19 protein-coding genes are annotated in these 21,205 nt (G+C 72.3%); 15 read left to right on the top strand and 4 right to left on the bottom strand.

Annotation, left to right across the window (positions count from 1 at the left end; all coding sequences use genetic code 11):
• From E0493_RS21255 to E0493_RS21195, 13 genes are all read left to right on the top strand, one after another.
• On the top strand, positions 1-803 hold an 803-nt coding region (locus E0493_RS21255), incomplete at its 5' end, for a hypothetical protein (protein WP_160939274.1).
• Positions 800-2,179, top strand: coding sequence for a Tol-Pal system beta propeller repeat protein TolB (gene tolB / locus E0493_RS21250; RefSeq protein WP_160939273.1), 1,380 nt, complete (start codon positions 800-802; stop codon positions 2,177-2,179). The genes E0493_RS21255 and tolB, both read left to right, overlap by 4 nt.
• Positions 2,180-2,309: 130 nt before the next feature.
• Positions 2,310-2,807, top strand: coding sequence for a peptidoglycan-associated lipoprotein Pal (gene pal / locus E0493_RS21245; protein WP_160939272.1), 498 nt, complete (start codon positions 2,310-2,312; stop codon positions 2,805-2,807).
• Between the two features lie 177 nt (positions 2,808-2,984).
• Positions 2,985-3,851: a YbgF trimerization domain-containing protein gene (locus E0493_RS21240; protein ID WP_160939271.1), complete on the top strand. Its 867-nt coding sequence runs from the start codon at positions 2,985-2,987 to the stop codon at positions 3,849-3,851.
• Positions 3,842-5,071 carry a tRNA lysidine(34) synthetase TilS gene (gene tilS / locus E0493_RS21235; protein WP_367614563.1) on the top strand — a complete coding sequence of 410 codons (1,230 nt, stop codon included), beginning with the start codon at positions 3,842-3,844 and terminating at the stop codon, positions 5,069-5,071. The genes E0493_RS21240 and tilS overlap by 10 nt, the downstream gene beginning before the upstream one ends.
• A gap of 121 nt (positions 5,072-5,192) precedes the next feature.
• Complete coding sequence (gene ftsH, locus E0493_RS21230; protein ID WP_160939270.1) at positions 5,193-7,118, top strand: ATP-dependent zinc metalloprotease FtsH; 1,926 nt, start codon at positions 5,193-5,195, stop codon at positions 7,116-7,118.
• A 78-nt stretch (positions 7,119-7,196) separates the two neighbouring features.
• Entirely contained in the window at positions 7,197-8,246 is a 1,050-nt protein-coding gene (gene folP, locus E0493_RS21225; protein ID WP_160939269.1) for a dihydropteroate synthase, read from the top strand.
• Between the two features lie 94 nt (positions 8,247-8,340).
• Positions 8,341-9,741, top strand: a complete 1,401-nt coding sequence (glmM, locus tag E0493_RS21220) for a phosphoglucosamine mutase (protein WP_160939268.1) — start codon at positions 8,341-8,343, stop codon at positions 9,739-9,741.
• Complete coding sequence (gene thiD, locus E0493_RS21215; protein ID WP_160939267.1) at positions 9,741-10,556, top strand: bifunctional hydroxymethylpyrimidine kinase/phosphomethylpyrimidine kinase; 816 nt, start codon at positions 9,741-9,743, stop codon at positions 10,554-10,556. The genes glmM and thiD overlap by 1 nt, the downstream gene beginning before the upstream one ends.
• A gap of 91 nt (positions 10,557-10,647) precedes the next feature.
• The gene (locus E0493_RS21210; RefSeq protein WP_160939266.1) at positions 10,648-11,817 is read left to right on the top strand and encodes a phosphoserine transaminase; all 1,170 of its coding nucleotides are present in this window, start codon (positions 10,648-10,650) and stop codon (positions 11,815-11,817) included.
• Between the two features lie 159 nt (positions 11,818-11,976).
• Entirely contained in the window at positions 11,977-12,921 is a 945-nt protein-coding gene (locus E0493_RS21205) for a DMT family transporter (RefSeq protein WP_160939265.1), read from the top strand.
• 126 nt (positions 12,922-13,047) lie between these two features.
• Positions 13,048-14,280, top strand: a complete 1,233-nt coding sequence (locus E0493_RS21200; RefSeq protein ID WP_160939264.1) for an ABC transporter substrate-binding protein — start codon at positions 13,048-13,050, stop codon at positions 14,278-14,280.
• 100 nt (positions 14,281-14,380) lie between these two features.
• Positions 14,381-15,871, top strand: coding sequence for an ATP-binding protein (locus E0493_RS21195; protein WP_160939263.1), 1,491 nt, complete (start codon positions 14,381-14,383; stop codon positions 15,869-15,871).
• A 7-nt stretch (positions 15,872-15,878) separates the two neighbouring features.
• Here E0493_RS21195 and E0493_RS21190 read toward each other — a convergent pair whose 3' ends face one another.
• The 4 genes from E0493_RS21190 to E0493_RS21175 form a co-directional block, all read right to left on the bottom strand.
• Entirely contained in the window at positions 15,879-17,012 is a 1,134-nt protein-coding gene (locus E0493_RS21190; RefSeq protein WP_202397265.1) for a DUF4336 domain-containing protein, read from the bottom strand.
• A gap of 106 nt (positions 17,013-17,118) precedes the next feature.
• A complete protein-coding gene (locus E0493_RS21185; protein ID WP_160939262.1) occupies positions 17,119-17,682 on the bottom strand; it encodes a hypothetical protein in 564 nt (187 codons plus the stop codon).
• A complete protein-coding gene (locus E0493_RS21180; RefSeq protein WP_160939261.1) occupies positions 17,682-18,698 on the bottom strand; it encodes an ABC transporter substrate-binding protein in 1,017 nt (338 codons plus the stop codon). Before E0493_RS21180 ends, E0493_RS21185 begins: the two co-directional genes overlap by 1 nt.
• A gap of 75 nt (positions 18,699-18,773) precedes the next feature.
• On the bottom strand, positions 18,774-19,466 hold the full coding sequence (locus E0493_RS21175) for a DUF599 domain-containing protein (protein ID WP_160939260.1): 693 nt from the start codon (positions 19,464-19,466) through the stop codon (positions 18,774-18,776).
• An 89-nt stretch (positions 19,467-19,555) separates the two neighbouring features.
• Between E0493_RS21175 and E0493_RS21170 the strand changes: the two genes are divergently transcribed.
• Positions 19,556-20,710: an MFS transporter gene (locus E0493_RS21170; RefSeq protein WP_160939259.1), complete on the top strand. Its 1,155-nt coding sequence runs from the start codon at positions 19,556-19,558 to the stop codon at positions 20,708-20,710.
• 80 nt (positions 20,711-20,790) lie between these two features.
• The gene (locus E0493_RS21165) at positions 20,791-21,150 is read left to right on the top strand and encodes a hypothetical protein (RefSeq protein WP_160939258.1); all 360 of its coding nucleotides are present in this window, start codon (positions 20,791-20,793) and stop codon (positions 21,148-21,150) included.
• Positions 21,151-21,205: the final 55 nt, after the last annotated feature.

Genomic DNA, 21,205 nt, shown 5'->3' with positions numbered 1-21,205 from the left:
AGCCGCCCGCCCCGCAGCCGCCGCTGCCCATGCCGCCGCCGCCCGCCCCGGCGCCGCCTGCCGAGCAGGGCGAGATTGCCGCCGCGCCGGAGGCGCCGAAGCCGCAACCACAGCAGCAGCAACAGGCCGCCGCGCCGCCGCTGCCCATGCCGCCACCGCCCGCCCCCACGCCGCCGGCCCCACCCGCGCCGCCGCAGCCGAGCAAGGAGGCGGAGCGCCCGCAGCCGCAGAAGCAGGCTTCCGCGCCGCCGCCAGCCCCGCCGCGCCCGACGCCGACCAAGCCCTCGACGGCGCCGCCCGCACCGGAGCCGAGCAAGGAGGCCGGCACCGGCCAGACCCCGCCGCCGCCCCGCGCGGCCGAGCGCAGTTCTTCGGTGCTGAGCACGCTGGAGAAGCTGCGCGCCGCGCAGCAGCAGAACCAGCCGCCGCGCGCCCGGCCTTCCGAGGCCTCCGGGCGGCCGGTCCAGGGCGGCGGCGCCCCCACCGGGACCGCGCTGCTGACCTCCGGCGAGGTGCGCGGCGTCGCCGAGCGGATCAGCGAGTGCTGGTCGGTGGACGCGGGAATGCTCGGGCTTGACCAGATCGTGGTCGAGCTGAAGGTGGACATGGACCCCTCGGGGGTCATACGCAACGTCCGCCCGGCAAGCGGCGTTCCCTCGGACCCGCGCGCCCGCGCGGTTTACGAGAGCGCCCGCCGCGCCCTGCTGGACCAGAAATGCAGCCCGTTGCCCGTCCCCCGCGAGAAGATCCAGTCGCTGAACGCCGCGACCTTCCGTTTCAATCCGAAGGGCCTCGTCCGATGACCCAGCCGAACCCGCTGTTCTCCCGCCGCCTCGCGCTGCTCGGTGGCGCCGGCCTGCTCGCGGCGCCCTCGCTGGCGCGCGCCCAGGCGCCGGCACCGGGCGGCACCGCCGCCGGCGGGCAGGTGATCGACATCACCCGCGCGCGCACCGACCCCATTCCGATCGCGTTGCCCGACTTCGCCGGCTCCTCCCCGGCGGCGCAGCAGCTCGGGCAGAACATCACCCGCGTCATCGCCAACAACCTGCGCAATTCCGGGCTGTTCCGGCCGGTGGAGCGCGCCGCCTACATCCAGACGGCCGATGCCGCCGCCGCCGCGCCGCGCTTCCAGGACTGGCGCGTGATCGGCGCGCAGGCGCTCGTCACCGGCCGCGCCGAGCCGCAGGGCGACCGCGCTCGCATCGAGTTCCGCCTCTGGGAGGTGAACTCCGAGCAGCAGCTCCAGGGCACCGCCTATACCGCCGCCGCCAACAACTGGCGGCAGATCGCCCATGTCATCTCGGACGTGATCTACGAGCGGATGCTGGGCGAGAAGGGCTATTTCGACACCCGCATCGTCTACATCGCCGAGAGCGGCCCGCGCGACCGGCGCACCCGCCGCCTCGCGATCATGGACCAGGACGGCGAGAACAACCGCTTCCTGACCGACGGCACCTTCCAGGCCCTGACGCCGCGCTTCCATCCGAACGCGCGGCAGATCGCCTTCATGTCCTACTACAACAACCAGCCACGGGTTTACCTGTTCGACCTGAACAGCGGCCGGCAGGAGGTGCTGGGCAACTTCCAGGGCATGACGCTCTCCCCCCGCTTCTCGCCGGACGGGCGCAGCGTGGTGCTCTCCTCCGCCCGCGGCGGGGACGCCAACATCTATGTCGTGGACCTGGCGAGCCGCCGCGAGCGGCAGCTCACCTCCGGCGGCGGGCTGGATGTCTCGCCCTGCTACTCGCCGGACGGCTCGCAGATCGTCTTCAACTCCGACCGCGGCGGCGACCAGCAGATCTACGTCATGGATGCCAATGGCGGCGGCGCGCGGCGCATCTCCTTCGGCAACGGACGCTACGCGACTCCGGTCTGGTCGCCGCGCGGCGACCTGATCGCCTTCACCCGGATGTCGGGCGGCCGCTTCGCCATCGGCGTCATGCGGCCGGACGGCTCCGGTGAGCGCATCCTTTCCGAGGGCTGGGGCATGGAAGGGCCGACCTTTGCGCCGAACGGCCGCGTGCTCGCCTTCTACCGCGAGACGCCGGCGCGCGACGCGCGGGGCGGCGGATACTCCGCGCGGCTCGCCATGATCGACATCGCCGGCTTCAACGAGCGGCAGATCCTCACCCCCACCGACGCGACCGACCCGAACTGGTCGCCCTTGTTGTCGTCCTGAAACAATGCGGCGGAAGCTGTGCAGTTTCGGAGGGGCAACCATTCCTCGCGCGAAGGTTGGTTGCCTTGAACCTGCCTCAATCGCAGCGTAACCGCCGCCTTAATTCGTTCTGACATCAGGAATCGAACGCATGCAGACCAAGCTCCTTGGCGCTTTTGCCGCTGTTGCGCTCCTCGCGGCCTGCGCCAGCGAGGACACCTCCGGCGCCGCCACCGGCGCCGGTGCGGCCGGTGGGGCCGGCGCCAGCGGCTTCGGCGCCGGCACCATCCGGCCCGGCAGCCAGGAGGACCTGGTCGCCAATGTTGGCGACCGCGTCTTCTTCGCCACGGACAGCAGCAGCGTCAGCGCCGACCAGCGCCCGACGCTGGAGCGCCAGGCGCAGTGGCTCGCCCAGTATCCGCAGGCGCAGGTGGCCGTCGAAGGCCATGCCGACGAACGCGGCACGCGCGAGTACAACCTCGCTCTCGGCCAGCGCCGCGCCAATGCGGCGCGCGACGTGCTGGTCGCCAACGGCGTGGCCGGCGGCCGCATCAGCACCATCTCCTACGGCAAGGACCGCCCGGCGGCGCTCGGCTCCACCGAGGACGCCTGGGCGCAGAACCGCCGCGCCGTCACCGCGGTGCGCTGAGCCGCGCCAAGCGGCCTTGTCCAACGCGGCCTTGCCCAACGCGGCCTTGCATTGACGCGGGGCCGACAGGCTGAGAGAAGCGGCGGCCCCTGCTCGAAGGAGAGGGAGCCGCCGCTTTAATTTTCGCCAATTGAGTTTTTTTTCGCGGCCCCGACTCGCCACCGGAAGGACTTCGCCATGCTCCGCACGCTCCTCCGCCTCGCGCCGTTGCTGCCCCTGCTGGGCGCCGCGCCTGCTCTGGCGCAGATGGACAGCCGCGAAGGCATCGCGCTGCAGAACCAGATCCTGCAGTTGCGGCAGGAACTCGACGCGCTTCGTCAGCAGGGCGGCAGCGGCTATGCGACGCCCGTGCCGATGGCGCCGCCGATGCGCGGCGGTGCGCCGGCCGCGGGCTCTTCCGAGCTGCTGACCCAACTGCTCGACCGCGTTGGCGCGCTGGAGGACGAGGTGCGCCGCCTGCGTGGCCGGGTGGAGGAGTCCGACTACCGCATCCGCACCAACCAGCAGGCGCTGGAGAAGCTGCAGGGCGACATGGATTACCGGCTGCAGCAGCTTGAGCAGGGCGGGGGCGGCGCGGCGCGGCCTGCCAGCCAGGCGCCGCGCCCGCAGCAGCGCAGCGAGGCCGAGACCCCCGTGGCGCCGGCCGCGAATGCCGGGCCGCGCACCGCCGAGCGCGCCCTCGCGGATGGGCAGGCGGCGCTTTCCCGCCGCGACTACAGCACGGCGGAGGCCGCCGCGCGCGAGGTGATCGGCGCCCGCAACACCGCCCGCATGCAGGATGCGCAACTGCTGCTCGGGGAGTCGCTTCTCGGCCGGCGCGAGTACCAGAACGCCGCCCTGGCCTTCGACGATGCCTTTCGGCGCAACCGCAGCGGCGCCCGTGCCCCTGAGGCGCTGATCGGGCTGAGCAATTCCTTTCTCGGCTTCGGCGCCAAGCGGGAGGCCTGCGCCACGCTGGACGATCTGCGCAGCCAGTTCCCGAAGCTCTCCGGCAACCTGGCGCAGCGCGCCGCCGACGCCCGCCAGCGTGGCGGGTGCCGCTGACGGCCGACACTCCGCCCGAAGGGGCGGAATTCGCGGCGCTGATGGCGCCGCTCGGGCCGTTCGGGCAGGCGCCCCGCCTTGCGGTTGGCGTCTCCGGCGGCCCGCACTCCCTGGCCCTCGCGTTGCTGGCGCATGACTTCTCCCTTGCGCGTGGCGGGGAGGTGCAGGCGCTGGTCGTGGATCACGGCCTCCGCCCGGATAGCGCAGGGGAGGCGGCATGGACCCTGCGCACCCTCGCGGCGCAGGGCATCGCCGCCGACCGGATCACGCTTGCCCTGCCGCGCGGCCCGGCCCTGCAGGAACGCGCGCGCACGGCACGTCTGGCCGCGCTGCTGGAGGCCTGCGCGGCACGGGGCCTTCCCTGGCTGCTGCTCGGCCAGCACCGGATGGACCAGGCGGAGACGCTGCTCTTCCGGGCCTTGCGCGGCAGCGGTCCGGCCGGGCTGGCCGGCATGGCCGCCCTGCGCCCCGCCGCCGAGGCGCTGATCCTGCGTCCTTTGCTCGACATGCCGCCGGCGCGGCTGGAGGCGCTGCTGCGCCGGCGCGGCCTTGAGCCGCTGCGCGACCCCTCGAACGCCGATCCGCGCTTCACCCGCGTGCGCCTCCGCACCGCCTTGCGCGACCCGGATGGCACGGGCGCCGGCACGGCCGCGCTGGCTGCCGCCGCCCGGGCCTTCGCACGGCGGCGGGCAAGGCTGGAGGCCAAGGTCGCTCGGCGCCTCGCCGGGGCCGTCGCCCTGCATCCCGAGGGCTGGGCGCAGCTCGATCCCCCGTCGCTCGGGAAGGACGATGTGGCGCAAGCGGCATTGGGCGCCTTGCTCAGGCTGCTTGCCGGGGCGGAACACGCTCCTGCCGGCGCCGCTGTGGCGAGGTTGCTGGCGCGGGGGCAGGGAACGCTGCACGGCGTCGTCTGGAAGGGCGATCGGCTTTGCCGCGAGCCCGCCGCCTGTGCGCCACCCGTTCCGGCGCGCGCCGGCGCGGTCTGGGATGGCCGCTGGCGCCTGCTTGGCCAGCCGGGGGGGGAGGAATTGCGCTGGGGTGCCCTGGGCACGGCCGCCGCCGGTCTGGACCGCGCCGCGCGGCGTGGCCTGCCGGCCCGCGTTCTGGCCGGCCTTCCCGCGCTGTGGAGGGAGGATTGCCCCGTGGGCATCCCGTGCCTGGGGCTCGGCGTCGCCGCGGACGCGGTTTTTGCTCCCGCTGGCGGTCCTTTGTCCGCCTAAATGTGAAAACGGAGCAAGATGGCGCGCCCGCCAAGGTTTCAGAACGGCGTCCGGCGTCCTATCTTGTCAATGCGCCGGGCTGGGGCTGCCCCTTGGCCGGCACACGGATGGGAACCGCACGGTGAACAATTTCGGCCGCAATCTGGCTCTCTGGGTGATTGTCGCGCTGCTGCTGGTGGCGCTTTTCAACCTCTTCCAGCCTTCGTCCTCCACCCGCCAGACCGGCCAGCAGGTCGCCTACAGCGACTTCCTGAACGAGGTGAATTCCGGCCGTGTCCGGGATGTCACCATCCAGGGCCGTACCCTGACGGGTCAGCTCTCGGATGGGCGCAGCTTCAGCACCTACACGCCCGAGGACCCGACCCTGGTCAGCAAGCTGACCGACAAGGGCGTGCGGGTCGTGGCGCGCCCGGAGGAGAGCGACGTCAATCCGCTCTTCCACTACATCCTCTCCTGGTTCCCGATGCTGCTGCTGATCGGCGTCTGGATCTTCTTCATGCGCCAGATGCAGGGCGGCGGCGGCCGGGCCATGGGCTTCGGCAAGTCCCGCGCCCGGCTGCTGACGGAGAAGCAGGGCCGCGTCACCTTCGAGGACGTCGCCGGCATCGACGAGGCCAAGGGCGAGCTGGAGGAGATCGTGGACTTCCTGCGCGACCCGCAGAAGTTCCAGCGCCTTGGCGGCAAGATCCCGAAGGGCGTGCTGCTGGTCGGCCCGCCCGGTACGGGTAAGACGCTGCTTGCCCGCGCCATCGCCGGCGAGGCGAACGTGCCCTTCTTCACCATCTCCGGCTCCGACTTCGTCGAGATGTTCGTGGGTGTGGGCGCGTCCCGCGTGCGCGACATGTTCGAGCAGGGCAAGAAGAACGCTCCCTGCATCATCTTCATCGACGAGATCGACGCGGTCGGCCGCCATCGCGGCGCCGGCCTGGGCGGCGGCAACGACGAGCGCGAGCAGACCCTGAACCAGATGCTCGTGGAGATGGACGGCTTCGAGGCGAACGAGGGCGTCATCCTGATCGCCGCCACCAACCGCCCGGACGTGCTGGACCCGGCCCTGCTGCGCCCCGGCCGGTTCGACCGCCAGGTGGTGGTGCCGAACCCGGACGTGCAGGGCCGCGAGAAGATCCTGCGCGTTCACATGCGCAAGGTGCCGCTGGCTTCCGACGTGGATCCCAAGACCATCGCGCGGGGCACCCCGGGCTTCTCCGGCGCCGATCTCGCCAACCTCGTGAACGAGGCGGCGCTGCTGGCCGCGCGCGGCGGCCGCCGCACCGTCGGGATGCACGAGTTCGAGATGGCCAAGGACAAGGTGCTGATGGGCGCCGAGCGCCGCAGCCTGGTGATGTCGGACGACGAGAAGAAGATGACGGCCTACCACGAGGCCGGCCACGCCCTTGTTGCTCTGCACGAGCCGGAATGTGACCCGGTCCACAAGGCGACCATCATTCCCCGCGGCCGCGCGCTGGGCCTGGTGATGTCGCTGCCCGCCGGGGACCGCTACTCCAAGCACAAGTCCAAGCTGAAGGCCGAGCTTGCCATGGCGATGGGGGGCCGTGTCGCCGAGGAGCTGATCTTCGGCCCGGACAACGTCTCCAACGGTGCCTCGGGCGACATCAAGATGGCCACCGACCAGGCCCGCCGCATGGTCACCGAATGGGGCATGAGCGAGAAGCTCGGCATGATCGCCTATGGCTCGAACGACCAGGAGGTCTTCCTCGGCCATTCCGTGACGCAGTCGAAGAACCTCTCCGAGGCGACGGCGCGCGAGATCGATGGCGAGATCCGCTCGGTCATCGACGAGTCCTATGCGCGTGCCAAGCACACGCTGCAGACCCATATCGACGAGCTGCACGCCCTGGCCAAGGGCCTGCTGGAGCACGAGACCCTTTCGGGCGACGAGATCCGGCAGGTGATCCGCGGCGAGCCGGTGGTGCGCAACCGCCCGGACGAGCCAGTGCCCGCGGGGCGCGGCAGCGTGCCCAGCTCCGGCCGCCCGACGCGGCCGGGGGGCGGCTTCGGCAGCCCGGCCCCGCAACCGGGCACCTGAGGCGCCTTCATCCCGCACCGCCACCTGCGTTAAGGAAAGGGCCCCGGAAGTCGGGGCCCTTTTCTGTTGGAGGTCGGGATGCGCGAACGCTGGGTGGAGCCGGCCGGCCTGTTGCACGGCCCGGCGGCGCTGCAGGCCATTCGGGACGGCCACGCGCTGCCGCTGGCCGGCGGGCCGACTGCCTTTGCCCTGGCGCGGCTGATCGAGGACGGGCGTGACCTCGGCATCCATGCGGCCCGCGCCTTGCCGGAAGGCTGGGAGGACCTGCTGCCTCCGCTGACCCGCCGCCCGCTTCCGCTCGGCGATCTGCCCAACTCCCGGCCGCTGGTCATGGGCATCCTCAACACCACCCCCGACAGCTTCTCCAACGGTGGCCAGCACCTCGACCCCGCCGCCGCCATCGCCGCCGGCCACGCCATGCTGGAGGCGGGGGCGGACATCCTGGACGTCGGGGGGGAGAGCACGCGGCCGGGTGCCGAGCCAGTCACCCCGGAGGAGGAGATCGCCCGCGTCCTGCCGGTCGTGCGGGAACTGGCCAAGGCCGCGGTGGTCAGCGTGGACACCCGCCATCCCGCCACCATGCGGGCGGTGCTGGATGCCGGGGCGGAGATCGTCAACGACGTCACGGCGCTGCGGCAGGACCCGGCGTCCCAGCGGGTGGTGCGCGAAGCGCGCGCGCCGGTGGTGCTGATGCACATGCCGGTGCTCGATCCGCGGCGCATGCAGGAGGTGACCCGCTACGACGACGTGGTGCTGGATGTCGCCCGCTTTCTGCGCCAGCGCGTCGAGACGGCGGAGGCCCTGGGCATCTCCCGCGGCCGGATCGTGGTGGATCCCGGCCTCGGCTTCGGCAAGACGGGCATGCAGAACCTGCTGCTGCTGAACCGGCTGCCGCTGCTCGCGGGCATCGGCTGCCGCATCCTGGTCGGCGCCTCGCGCAAGCGCTTCATCGGCCGTGTGACAGGGGTGGAGGCACCGGCCCAACGCCTGCCGGGCAGCCTCGCCGTCGCGCTGGCCGCCGCGGCGGGAGGCGCCTCCATCCTGCGGGTGCATGATGTGGCGGAGACGGTGCAGGCGCTGCGCATGTGGCGGGCCTGCGCGGAGCCGGGCTCGGCGGAACTGGAGTGAGGTTTTTCGGCTGCCTCCCCCCTCGGGGGAATTCATCAACACGGGGGTTCTGCGCTACAGCCACCGTGTAGGCTCAAGCGAAGGGAAGCCCGGCATGGCTGATGCGGTGCGCCGTCTGTTCGGCACGGATGGAATTCGCGGGGTGGCGAACCGGGCGCCGATGGATGCCTCCACGGCCTTGCGGCTGGGCCAGGCGGCGGGGCGGTTCTTCAACCGCGGTGCGCACCGGCATCGCGTGGTGATCGGCAAGGACACGCGCCTCTCCGGCTACATGCTGGAGCCGGCGCTGACGGCGGGCTTTGTCGGCGCCGGCATGGACGTGGTGCTGGTCGGGCCGCTGCCGACACCGGCCATCGCCATGCTGACCCGCTCGCTGCGGGCCGATCTCGGGGTGATGATCTCCGCCAGCCACAATCCTTTCGAGGACAACGGCATCAAGCTTTTCGGCCCGGACGGGCTGAAGCTCTCCGATGCCGAGGAGGCGGAGATCGAGGACCTGATGGCGGGCGACCTCAGCGCCCAGCTTGTTGTTCCCTCCCGCCTCGGCCGCGCCAGCCGGCTGGAGGACGCGCCGGGCCGCTACATCGAGGCGGTGAAGGCCAGCTTCCCCAAGGGCCTCAGCCTGGCCGGCAAGCGCATCGTGGTGGATTGCGCCCATGGCGCGGCCTACAAGGTGGCGCCCACCGTGCTGTGGGAACTGGGCGCGGAGGTGGTGCCGGTCGGCGTGTCGCCGGACGGCTTCAACATCAACCGTGAATGCGGCTCCACCGCGCCGGAGCGCCTGGCCGAGCTGGTTCGCGAGCGCCGGGCGGATCTCGGCATCGCGCTCGACGGCGACGCGGACCGGCTCGTTCTCACCGACGAGAAGGGCCAGGTCGTGGATGGCGACCAGATCCTGGCGCTGGTGGCGCAGTCCTGGGCGGCGCAGGGCCGGCTGCGGGGCGATGCGGTGGTGGCCACCGTGATGTCGAACCTCGGCCTGGAGCGCTTCCTGAAGGCGCAGGGCCTCAGGCTGCTGCGGACCAAGGTGGGCGACCGCTACGTCGGCGAGCGGATGCGCGAGGCCGGCTGCAACCTCGGCGGCGAGCAGTCCGGGCATATGATCCTGAGCGATTTCGGCACCACGGGGGATGGCCTGGTGGCGGCCCTTCAGGTGCTGGCCGTGCTGGTGGAGGAGGGGCGCCCGGCGAGCCAGGTCTGCCGCCGCTTCACGCCCCTGCCGCAGCGGCTGGTGAATGTCCGCTACGCCGGCAGCAGCCCGCTGGAGGATGCCGGGGTGCGGGAGGCCATCGCCTCCGCCGAGGCGCGGCTCGGCGCGCGCGGCCGCGTGCTGATCCGTCCCAGCGGCACCGAGCCGGTGATCCGCGTGATGGCCGAGGCGGAGGAGGAGCCGCTCGTCGAGAGTACGGTGGAGGAGTTGGCCGCCCTGATCCGCGCCCGCGCGGCGGCCGGCCCCGAGCGCGTCCTGGCCAGCCAGCTTGGGGAGGCCGGCTGATGCGGGGCCGCGTTCTGATCATCGCCGGCTCCGATTCGGGCGGCGGCGCCGGCATCCAGGCCGACATCAAGACCTGCACGGCGCTCGGTGCCTATGCCGCCACCGCCATCACGGCACTGACGGCGCAGGACACCCTGGGCGTGCACGGCGTCCATCCGGTGCCGCCGGAGTTCATCCGGCAGCAGATCCGCCTCGGCCTGGAGGATATCGGCGCCGACGCGGTCAAGACCGGCATGCTGGGCGACAGCGCGACCATCGAGGCCGTCTGCGAGGCGCTGGCGGCGCATGGCACCCCTCTGCCGGTGGTGGTGGACCCGGTGATGGTGGCCAAGGGCGGCCATCACCTGCTGGCCGAGGCGGCGGTGGAAACGCTGAAGCGCCGCCTGTTGCCTTTCGCCAGCATCATCACGCCCAACCTGCCCGAGGCGGAGGTGCTGGCCGGGATGCCGATAGGCGAGGTCGCCGCGATGCGGACGGCGGCGGAAAAGCTGCTGGCGCTCGGCGCGCCGGCGGTGCTGCTGAAGGGCGGCCATCTTCCCGGCCCGCGGCTGGTGGACCTGTTGGCGACGCGGGAAGGCATCGAGGCGTTTGAGAGCGACCGGATCGAGAGCCGCCATACCCATGGCACCGGCTGCACCCTGGCCTCGGCCGTCGCCGCCGGGCTGGCGCAGGGGCTGGGGTTGCGCGGCGCGGTGGTGCGGGCGCGCGCCTATGTGCAGGCGGCGCTGCGCACGGCGCCCGGGCTGGGAAAGGGGCATGGCCCGCTCAACCATGCCGTCACCCTGGACCCGGCACGGCTCGCCGCGCTGGGCTGAGCGGGCGCGCCGGCCGCCGCACGCCGCTTGATCCGCCGGCCCAGGCGGCGCAAACCCCGCCTACCGTTCCGAACCGCGAGTGTGACCCGCCATGGCGCAAATCAACCCCCGGCCCAGCCAGCGCCCGGCCAGTGCCTGCTTCTCCTCCGGCCCCTGCGCCAAGCGGCCGGGCTGGTCGCTGGCGGCGCTGGACGGCGCCTTGCTGGGCCGCAGCCACCGTGCGCCGGCCGCCAGGGCGCGGCTGGCGGAGGTGATCGCGCGCTCCAAGGCGGTGCTGCGCATGCCGGCGGGCTGGCGGCTCGGCATCGTGCCGGCCTCCGATACCGGCGCGGTGGAAATGGCGCTGTGGTCGCTGCTTGGCCCGCGCGGCGTGGACGTGCTGGCCTGGGAAAGCTTCTCCGGCGAGTGGGCAACCGACATCACCAGCCAGCTCCGCCTTCCCGGCGTGCGGCTGCTGCAGGCGCCCTACGGCCAGCTTCCCGACCTCACCCGGGCCGACCCGAAGCACGACCTCGTCTTCGTCTGGAACGGCACCACCTCGGGCGTGCGCCTGCCCGATGCCGAGTGGATCGCGGCGGACCGCGAGGGGCTGGCGATCTGCGACGCCACCTCCGCCGCCTTCGCCATGGACCTGCCCTGGGACAAGCTCGATGTGGTCACCTGGTCCTGGCAGAAGGTGCTGGGCGGCGAGGCGGCGCATGGCATGCTGGCCCTTTCGCCGCGCGCCGTGGAACGGCTGGAGTCCCATACCCCCTCCTGGCCACTGCCGAAGATTTTTCGCCTCACGAAGGGAGGCAGGCTGATCGAAGGCATTTTCCAGGGCGACACCATCAACACCCCGTCGATGCTGGTGGTGGAGGATGCGCTGGATGGGCTGCGCTGGGCGGAGGCCATCGGCGGCCTGCCGGCCCTGATCGCCCGCTCGGAAGCCAATCTGGCCGCGGTGGCGGAATGGGTTGAGGGCCAGCCGCAGGTCGCCTTCCTGGCGGAGCGGCCGGAGACGCGGTCCTGCACCTCCATCTGCCTGCGCATCGTGGCGCCCTGGTTCACCGCGCTGGACACTGCCGGGCAGGCGGCCGCCACGAAAGCGCTGGTCGCGCTGCTGGAGGGCGAGGGCGTGGCGCTCGACGTGGCGCCTTACCGCGACGCGCCGCCTGGCCTGCGCCTCTGGGGCGGCGCCACGGTGGAGACCGCCGACCTGCGCGCCGTGCTGCCCTGGATCGACTGGGCACTGGCGGAACTCGCCTCACGGCCGGCCTGACCGGGGAGGGATCGCTCAGGCTGCGGAAGATTCATCCGTAGCTTGGCATTCTCGCGGAAGGATTTCCCTGCCCTTCCTCGCATCCCACCCTCAATTCGGTAAGAACGACTGACCCAATCGCCCTAGCCTGAACCTACACAGGATCCAGGCCCAAGGGCGATGTCACCGCCGAAGCTCGTTGCCGATTCCCATCTCCCGCAAGGCACTCCCTCCGGCCCGCGCTGGCTGGTCATCCTGCTTTTCCTTGGGGCGCCGCTGCTTTTCGCCAGCAACATGGTGGGGGCTCGTTGGCTCAGCGGCTCCGTGCCGCCGGTCACCCTGGCTTTCGGCCGCTGGACCGTCGCCGCGCTGCTGCTCCTGCCGCTGGTCTGGCCGCATCTGCGGCAGGGGGCGCTGTGGCGTGCCCCGGCGGGGGCGCTTGCGCTGCTGGCGCTGCTCGGCGGCGTGGCGAGCGTGGCCCCGCAATACGGCGCGGCACGGTATACCAGCGCCGGCAACATCGCCTTGATCGCCGCCATGTCGCCGCTGCTGGTCGCGATCATCGAGCGGGTCGTCTGGGGCGTGCGGCTGCGGCCCGCCATGCTGGCAGGGATCGGCTGTGCGTTCTGCGGCATCGCCGTGGCCGCCTTCCGTGGCGACATGGCGGCGCTGCTGCGCCTTGAGCTGAACTCGGGCGACGCGCTGATGTTTGGCGCCATCCTGGCCTGGGCCGGCTACACGGCGCTGCTGCGTCATCATCCCGTGCCGCTGCCGCCGATGCTGCTGATCTGGGTGGTGGCGACGGGTGGCGCGCTCGGAATGGTGCCGCTGGTGGCACTGGAATGGGCCAGCATGGGTGTGCCCGCGCTCGGCGCCCAGGCCTTCTGGGGCATGCTGTTCCTCGGCATCGTCGCCGGCATCGGGGCCTATGGGGCCTTCGCGCGGGTGGTGGGCATGCTCGGCGCGGCGCGGGCCAGCATGTCCATGTACCTGGTGCCGGCCTATGCCCTGGCGCTCGGCGCCGCGATTCTGGGCGAGAGCCTGCACCCCTACCATGCCGTCGCCATGGCGCTGGTGCTGGGCGGCGTCGCCCTTGGCACGCTGCGCCTGCCGTTGCACCGCTAGGTGTTCCAGCTTCTGAAGGCCATTCCGGCTTCGGAAAACTTCCGCTTGCGGCGGGTCCCGCTCCCGGCCGATCATCCCACCCCGCGGTGGCCACCAAGCGCCACCCGGAAGGGAACAGTTCAAGACATGCTCCAGATCAACCGTCGCCAGCTCCTGGCCGGGGGAACGGCGCTGCTGGCCCCGCTGCCAAAGGTGCGCGCCCAGACCTCCGCCCCGCTCCGCATCGGCGTGCTGGCCGATTTCTCCGGCCCCTACCGCGACACCTCGGGCCCCACGGCGCTGGCCTGCGCGAAGCAGGCGGTGGAGGACCTGAACCTTTCCGCCCGTGGCATGGCGGTCGAGGTGCTGCAAGGCGACCACCAGAACAAGCCGGACCTGGCCCTCGCCCTGGCCCGGCAGTGGATCGACCAGAGCGGCGTGGACATGATCTGCGAGGTCAACAATTCCGCCATCGCCCTGGCGATCGCCGGGCTGGTGCAGGAGAAGAACAAGGTCCAGGTGAACACCGGCGCGCTTTCCGCGGCGCTGACCGGCGAGCGCTGCTCCGCCAACACCGTGCACTGGACGGCCGACACCTGGATGCTGGCCAACACCGTCGGCAAGGCCACCGTGCGCGGTGGCGGCGACAGCTGGTTCCTGATCGTCGCCGACTACGCCTTCGGGCATCAGATGGAGCGCGATCTGACCCGCTTCATCAAGGACAGCGGCGGCAAGGTCGCGGGCTCGGTTCGCTTCCCTTTCCCGGGCACGACCGACTTCGCCTCCTACCTCGTGCAGGCGCAGGCCAGCCGCGCCAAGGTGGTCGGCCTGCTGATGGCGGGCGCGGACATGGTCAACTGCATCAAGCAGGCGCGCGAGTTCGGCGTCACGCAGCGTGGCGTGCGGCTGGCGGGCACGCCGATGTTCGTCACCGACATCCATGCGCTCGGACTGGAGACGGCGCAGGGCCTGCTGCTCTCGGAAGCCTTCTACTGGGACCTGAACGACCGCACCCGCGCCTTCCTGGAGCGGGTGAAGCCCAAGGTGGCCGGCAACTGGCCGAACCAGGAGCATGCCGGCACCTATTCGGGCGTGCTGCACTACCTGAAGGCGGTGGCGGACATGGGGCTGCCGGCAGCCAAGGCCAGCGGGCTGGACGTCGTCACGCGCATGAAGGCCATGCCGGCCGACGACGACTGCTTCGGCGCCGGAACGCTGCGCGCCGACGGCCGGAAGGTGCATCCCTCCTACCTGTTCCAGGTGAAGGCGCCGGCCGAGAGCCGCGGCCCCTGGGACTACTACCGGCTGGAAGGCACCGTGCCGGCCGAGGAGGCGTTCCGGCCGCTCGCCGAAGGGGGCTGCCCGCTGGTGAAGGCCTGAACTACCCGTGGCCGGCCCGCGCTTCCCCCGCAGGCCAGCCATCCCTGGCGACTCCGCCGCGATCCGCTATTAGGTCCGCCCGGACGCGGCGGAGAGGTGGATGACGGTCGGCATCGAGATGGGGAAGACGACGGCCGGGCAGGCGGCAACCCTGGACCTGGAGGAGCTGCTGGCGACGCGGCTGCTGGTGCAGGGCAACTCCGGCTCCGGCAAGTCGCACCTGCTGCGCCGGCTGATGGAGCAGTCCGCGCCCTGGGTGCAGCAGGCGGTGATCGACCCCGAGGGCGATTTCGTCACGCTCGCCGAACGCTTCGGCCATCTCGTCATCGACGCCGCCCAGCACACGGAGGCGGCGCTGCAGCGCGCGGCCGACCGGGTGCGGGTGCACCGCGTCTCCGTCGTGCTGAACCTCGAGGGCCTCGACGCCGACGGGCAGATGCGCCACGCCGCCGCCTTTCTCGGCGGCCTGTTCGACGCCGAGCGCGACCACTGGTCGCCCATGCTGGTGGTGGTGGACGAGGCGCAGCTCTTCGCCCCCGCCGCCGCCGGCGAGGTGTCGGACGAGGCTCGCCGCGCCTCGCTCGGCGCCATGGCCAACCTGATGTCGCGCGGCAGGAAGCGCGGGCTGGCCGGCGTCATCGCCACCCAGCGCCTGGCCAAGCTGGCGAAGAACGTCGCCGCCGAGGCGAGCAACTTCCTGATGGGCCGCACCTTCCTCGACATCGACATGGCGCGCGCCGCCGACCTGCTGGGCATGGAGCGGCGCCAGGCGGAGATGTTCCGCGACCTGCCGCGCGGCTCCTTCGTCGCCCTCGGGCCGGCCCTTTCACGGCGGCCGCTGCCGATCCGCATCGGCGTCGTGGAAACCGAATCGCGCGGCACCAATCCCGGGCTGATCCCGTTGCCGCAAACGGCGCCCGAGGAGGCGAAGGAGCTTGTTCTGGCGGCGGCGGCGGAGCCGGAGCCCGCGATGCGTCCGCCGCCGCGCCGCGCTGCCGCGCCGCCGCCGCCGGATATCCTGACGCAGCTCGCCCAGGCCCGTCCCGCCGTTGCCGCGCCACGCGCCGAGCCGGAGCCGACGCCCGAGGAGCGCGCCGCCCGCAAGCGGCGCCTCGAAGAGATCCTGCGGCAGATCCTGGCCGAGCCGGAGGCCGCCTTCCGCTCCGTCAGCGTGCTGTACCAGGATTTCCTGGTGCGGCTGCGGATCCACGCGATTTCCGGCAAGCCGCCGGAGATCCCCGCCTTTCGCCGGATGCTGGCCGTCGCGCGCGCGGGCGTCAGCGCGGAGGCGGCGGAGGGCGATGCCTGGCAGGAGGTCGAGGCGCGTGCCGCCGCCCTGCCGGAGGACGCCCAGGGCGTCTACCTGCTGCTCGCCCGCGCCGCGCTGGAGCGCCTGCCGTGTCCCTCGGATGCGACCATTGCCCAGGCCTACGGCACCCGCTCGCCCGGCCGGGCGCGGCGGTTGCTGGCCTATATGGAGGAGCAGGGCGCCATCGTCTGCCGCCCCGATGCCGCCGGGCGCCGCATCGTGGCGCTGGTGGAACTTGGGCACGAGACGGCGCCAGGCGACCCGGGCGCACCGCTCGCCTGAGGCCGGCTCAGTCCAGCAGCCAGCGCAGGGAGTGCCTTAGCTCGGCGGCGCCGTCCTGGTCGAACCAGCGGCCATGCGCGAAGATGACTCGCTCGGGCCGCAGGTCCAGCAGCCGCCTGGCGGCGTCCGCCGCCTGCCGCCGCCGCTGCTTCACCACCGCGCGCAGGTAGGGCGGCGGCATGGAGTCCGGCGCCATCGTGCCGAACATCCGGATCAGCGGGCGCAACAATGCAGGGACCTTGGGCGGTTCCAGCCGCATCGCCAGATCGGTGAGCACCAGCGTGCGCGTCGGCGTGTGGAACAGCGCGACCTCATGGAACCCCATGGCGCCCTCCACCGTCACCGGCCTGACGGCGTCGCCCCAGGTGAGGGGCGGCGCATCGCGCAGCTCATGGTCCAGCCGCACGCCGCTTCGCCGCACGGCGGCGCGTTCGCCCAGGCCGGGCGCGGCCCAGGTGATGGCACTCGGGCAGGCGTGCTGCCATTCCTCCAGGAACCGCCAGTGCGCGAGGCTGGGCGCCACCAGGTGCAGGATGGGGCCAAGCTCCTCCAGCTTCTGTTTCAGCGGATCGCTGAACCGCGTGGGCGAGTGCACGAGAAGGCTGCCATCGGGCAGGCGGATCACCGTCATCCGCACCGGCAGCACGGCGCCGAGCGGGCCGGGCAGCAGGCTGTCCACGATGAAGACGTTCTCCGCCACAGGCTTCGGCGTGTCGAGCGGCGGATAGCCGACCTGCCGCGCGGAGATGGCTTCGTCATGCCCCGTCAGGCGTGCCGCCGGGCTGGCATTCTGGCCTGGTCCGCTGACCGGGGTTGCGCCGCTCGTCGCGATCACCGCCAGCTCCGCCAGTCCGATGCCGAGCAGCAGCGCGCGCGCGCCGGCAGGCTGGCTGCGCATCAGCAGGCCGGCTCCGCAGAGCGCCAGGGCGCCGGCCGTGTCGAGCGCCAGATGCTCACGCATGGTGAGGGCTGGATGGAAGCCGCCTTCGTAATCCGTCAGCACCGAGTAGCTCGCATGGCCGGCGCCGGCGGTGGCCAGCACCCGCCGCACCGGCCCCGGGAAGGCGCGCGAGGCGGAAAGGCCGATCAGCGCCGCGGAAACAGCGTAGTCGATCGCGCCATGCAGCCGGGTCGGGATCATGCCTGCGTCCCCTCGATGCGAGTGATGCGAAGGCAACCGCCAGGGCGGCCGGCGGATGCCGGGCAAGCCATCGCTATCGCGTGTGGGGGGGCGGGCCGGCTCGCTGTCAGCCGGGGGGCATGACGCCGCGCAACACCGCCTCGAACCCCGGCCGGCGAGCCGCGAACCTTTCCTTCTCGGCCACGCAGACCAAGGTGATGCGGCCGCGCGGCGTCTCCATGGTGGCGAAAAAGGAGCGAAGCGCCTGCGCCCGCTCCGGCAGCTTCGCCGCCGGCCGCAGGTCGCCCACGATCTCCACGCCGGCGACGCCGGCCTGCTCGAAGAGGGACTGCTCCCGCAGCGTGTAGACGGCGGCAAGCCGGGTGCGTTCGATGGTCTGCCAGCCGGGCAGGCGGGTGCGGCTGTTGATCTGCTCCTGGGTGTAGAGCGCGTTCTGCGGCGCCGGAACATAGGCGATGGTGCAGCCGGTGTCCTGGTCCTGCGATTGGCGCAGGGTGAAGCGCGCGGTCTGCGCGCCGCTCGGGGGGGCGGCGGCGGCCGCATAGCCGGGCGGCGGGGTTACGGAGAGGCCGCTGCCGGCGTCCCGCAGCGCCTCGGCCAGCGCACCGCCGCCCAGCAGCAGCGCCGGGGCGAAGGCGAGGCAGGCGGCCCTCCCGGCGCGCCGGTGCATCAGGCGAGGCGCCGTTCGGCGGCGGGCGGCAGGAAGCGGTCGGTGAACAGGCTTTCCGCGCCTGGCGGGTTCTTCAGGCCATAGGCCTCGGCATTGGCGCGCACCAGCGTCTCGGCGCGGGCCATGTCGAGATGGCCGGTGCCGTGCTCGCGCACGGCGGGGGTCAGGATGCAGCGGTCACGCGTCATCGCCCAGCGGCGCTTCTCCAGCGCGACGTCGAAGAGCGGCTCGCGCGCCTTCACCGATTCCATAGCCGCGTCCGGCTCGGCCAGCAGCAGCTTCAGGCCGCCGACGCAGCCGCGCACGAAGCCGCTGGCCGCCTGCGGGTTCTTCTCCAGCCAGTCCGCGCGGGCGATGATGCCGCTGCCATAAAGGTCCAGGCCGTTCTCGGCATAGGGCCAGGCGAGGATGTCATCCTCCTTCACGCCGGCGGCCAGCAGGTTGAAGTGGGTGGTGAACAGGAAGCCGGTCACCGCGTCCACCTGGCCGCGCGCGAGCATGGTGTCGCGCAGGTTGGCGGCCATGCTGGTCCACTGGATGCTGCCGGTGTCGATGCCGGCGGCGCGGGCGAAGGTGGGGAAGAGCACGCGCGAGGCCTCGCCCTCCGGCGCGCCGAGGCGCTTGCCGGCGACGTCCTTCAGCGCCGCGATGCCGCGGCCGTTCACGGTGATGACGGCGGCCGCCGTGCGGTCCAGCACGGGATAGATGCAGACGACGCGCCGCTCCGGGTTCTCCGCGTTGAACTTCACCGCCGCCGAGACCTCGGCATAGCCCAGGTCATAAGCACCCGAGGCGACCTTCACCACCGTGTCGCCCGAGCCGAAGCCACGGTCGATGCGTGGCGCCAGGCCGGCATCACGGAACAGGCCGCGCTCCGCGGCGATGGTGAACATGGCGTGGTTGCCCTGCAGCGCCCAGTCCAGCGAGAAGCGCAGCGGCGTCGCGCCCTGGGCACGGGCGGCGCGGAGGGCGGGGAGGGCGAGGCCGGCGGCGGCGATAAGCGAGCGGCGATGCATGGTCGCTGGGACTCCTGGATCAGGCGGGTTGAAGACCCTTCACCCGGAGCCGTCAAGCAAATGGCGGGCCGCTGCTCAGGGGGAGCCGGCGGGAGCCTGGTTCAGCGCGTCGCGCACCACCGAGCGGAACTCACGGCGATGCAGCTCCCGCAGCACCAGCAGGCTACTGACGATCAGCGCCAGGGGGTGCAGGATCCAGGCCAGGGCTGCAAGGCCGAAGTAATAGGCGCGCAGGCCGGTGTTGAAGTGGCGCGCGGCGCGGTTGGCGACCTCGGCCGCCACCTCCGCGTCCGCCAGCGCCTCGGGCGGCTTGCCCAGCGCGCCGACACAGATGGAGCAGTAGTTGAACTGCCGCAGCGCCCAGGTCAGCTCGAAGAAGGCGCGCACGAAGATGAAGATCAGCAGGAAGATGCGGATCTCCCAGCCGGCGTCGTCCACGGGCGCCTGCACGAAGGGCACCGCGCCGAAGATGCGGCGGCCGAGATCCGGCGCACCCAGCATCGCCACCAGCCCGCCCAGGATGAAGATGCTGGTGTTGGCCAGGAAGGAGGTCGAGGTCATCAGGTTGCCGATGATGCTGATGTCGGCGATGCGGTTCTCCCGCCCTGGTGCCGCGCGCATCCAGCGGCGCCGGTGCTCGTCCATGGCGGCGATGACGCTGCGGGCGCGGATGGAGGGCACCCGGTCCACCACCATGGCATAGCCCGCCCAGCACAGGGCGAAGACGGCAAGCGCGATCCAGTCCAGCGTGGCGAGCGGCAGGTCCATGCCGCGCGGCATAGCACAAGCCGGCGCGCGCGGCAGTCTTCACGCGGCGCGGCTTGCGTCGCGCTCGCCGGGCGTTCAAGCGGGGCGGCATGAACCCGGAAGCGATTCTGACCACCGCCGAGCCCCGAGCCGCGCAGCGCGCCATCCGCCTGGTGTTCCTGGCCAGCGGAACGATCTTCGCCGCCTGGGCGCCGCTGGTCCCGCTGGTGCGGGAGCGGCTCGGCCTCGCCGAGGCGACGCTCGGCCTCATCCTGCTGGCCCTCGGCGCGGGCGGCATCCTGACCATGCCCCTGGCCGGCGGGCTGGTGGAGCGGCATGGCAGCCGGGCGGTCTCGGTCACCGCCGGCCTCGGCTTCGTGGCGATGCTGCCGGTGCTGCCGCTGGCCCCCTCCGGGCCGCTGCTGGCGCTGGCGCTGTTCCTGTTCGGCGCCGCGGGCGGGCTGATGGACGTCTCCATGAACGCGCAGGCCGTCGCGGTCGAGGCACGCGGGCGGCGGCCGATCATGTCCTCCATCCATGGCCTGTTCAGCCTGGGCGGGCTGCTGGGGGCGGGCGTGGCCACCGGGCTGCTGGCGCTGGGCCTGCCGCCGGTGCAGGCGGCGCTGCTCATCGCGGCGGGCGGGGTGGTGCTGCTGGCGGCGCAGTTCACCGCGCTGCTGCCGCGCGCCGCCGACCGGCCCGGCGAAAGCCACGCCTTCACCCTGCCGCGCGGCCCGGTGGTCGGGCTGGGGCTGCTCGCCATCGTCGCGCTGATGGCGGAGGGCAGCATGATCGACTGGAGCGGCATCTTCCTGACGCAGGAGCGCGGGCAGCCGCTGCGGCTGGCGGGGGTCGGCTTCGCGGCCTTTTCGCTGGCGATGGCGGCGGCCCGGCTGCTCGGGGACCGGGTGAACCAGCGCTTCGGCCCCGTGGCGGTGCTCGCGGGCGGCGCCCTGCTGGCGGCGGCGGGCTTTCTGGGCGCCACGCTGCTGCCCTGGAGCTGGGCGGCGCTGCTGGGTTTCGTGCTGATCGGGCTGGGGCTCGCGAATGCGGTGCCGCTGCTGTTCAGCGCCGCGGGGCGGCTGCCCGGCAGCGCACCAGGGACGGCCATCGCGGCGGTGGCGACGCTCGGCTATGCCGGCCTGCTCGGCGGCCCGGCGCTGATCGGCTTCGTGGCGCAGGCGGTGGGCCTGCCGGTGGCGCTGGGCGGCGTGGGGGTGCTGCTGCTGGGCGTGGCCGCGTTGGCCGGCCTGGTCCGCCGCTGATCCCGGCGGCGCAGAAGAAGGTATTTGTTGACAAACTCCGTGGACAATTGCGGAACCGCCGGCCTCGACAGGAGATTGTCATGCGCGTTCCGTTCGCCCTCGCCTTGCTGGCGCTGGCCGTGTCCAGCGTGGCGCATGCCCAGAGCGCGCTGGATTTCCGCCTCGTCAACCGCACCGGCTACCAGATCGACGAAGTCTATGTCAGTCCCGCGAGCAGCTCCTCATGGGGCGATGACATCATGGGCCGCGACGCGGTGCCCGACGGCAGCACGGTGAACGTCACCTTCAATCCGCGCGCGCGCACCTGCAAATGGGATCTGAAGGTTGTCTATGAGGATGGCGATGAGTCGGAATGGGAGGCGCTGAACCTGTGCAGCGTCTCAAAGGTGACGCTGTTCTGGAACCGCCGGGCCGGCACGACCCGGGCCGTGACGGAATGAGCCCGCCGGTGCCGTCGCGGCGGCGCTGCACGCCGCCGTAACGGCAAGGGACCAA

The organism is Teichococcus coralli, assembly GCF_009829925.1.
Taxonomy (GTDB): domain Bacteria; phylum Pseudomonadota; class Alphaproteobacteria; order Acetobacterales; family Acetobacteraceae; genus Pseudoroseomonas; species Pseudoroseomonas coralli.
This window is presented reverse-complemented; position numbering and strand designations above follow the sequence as displayed.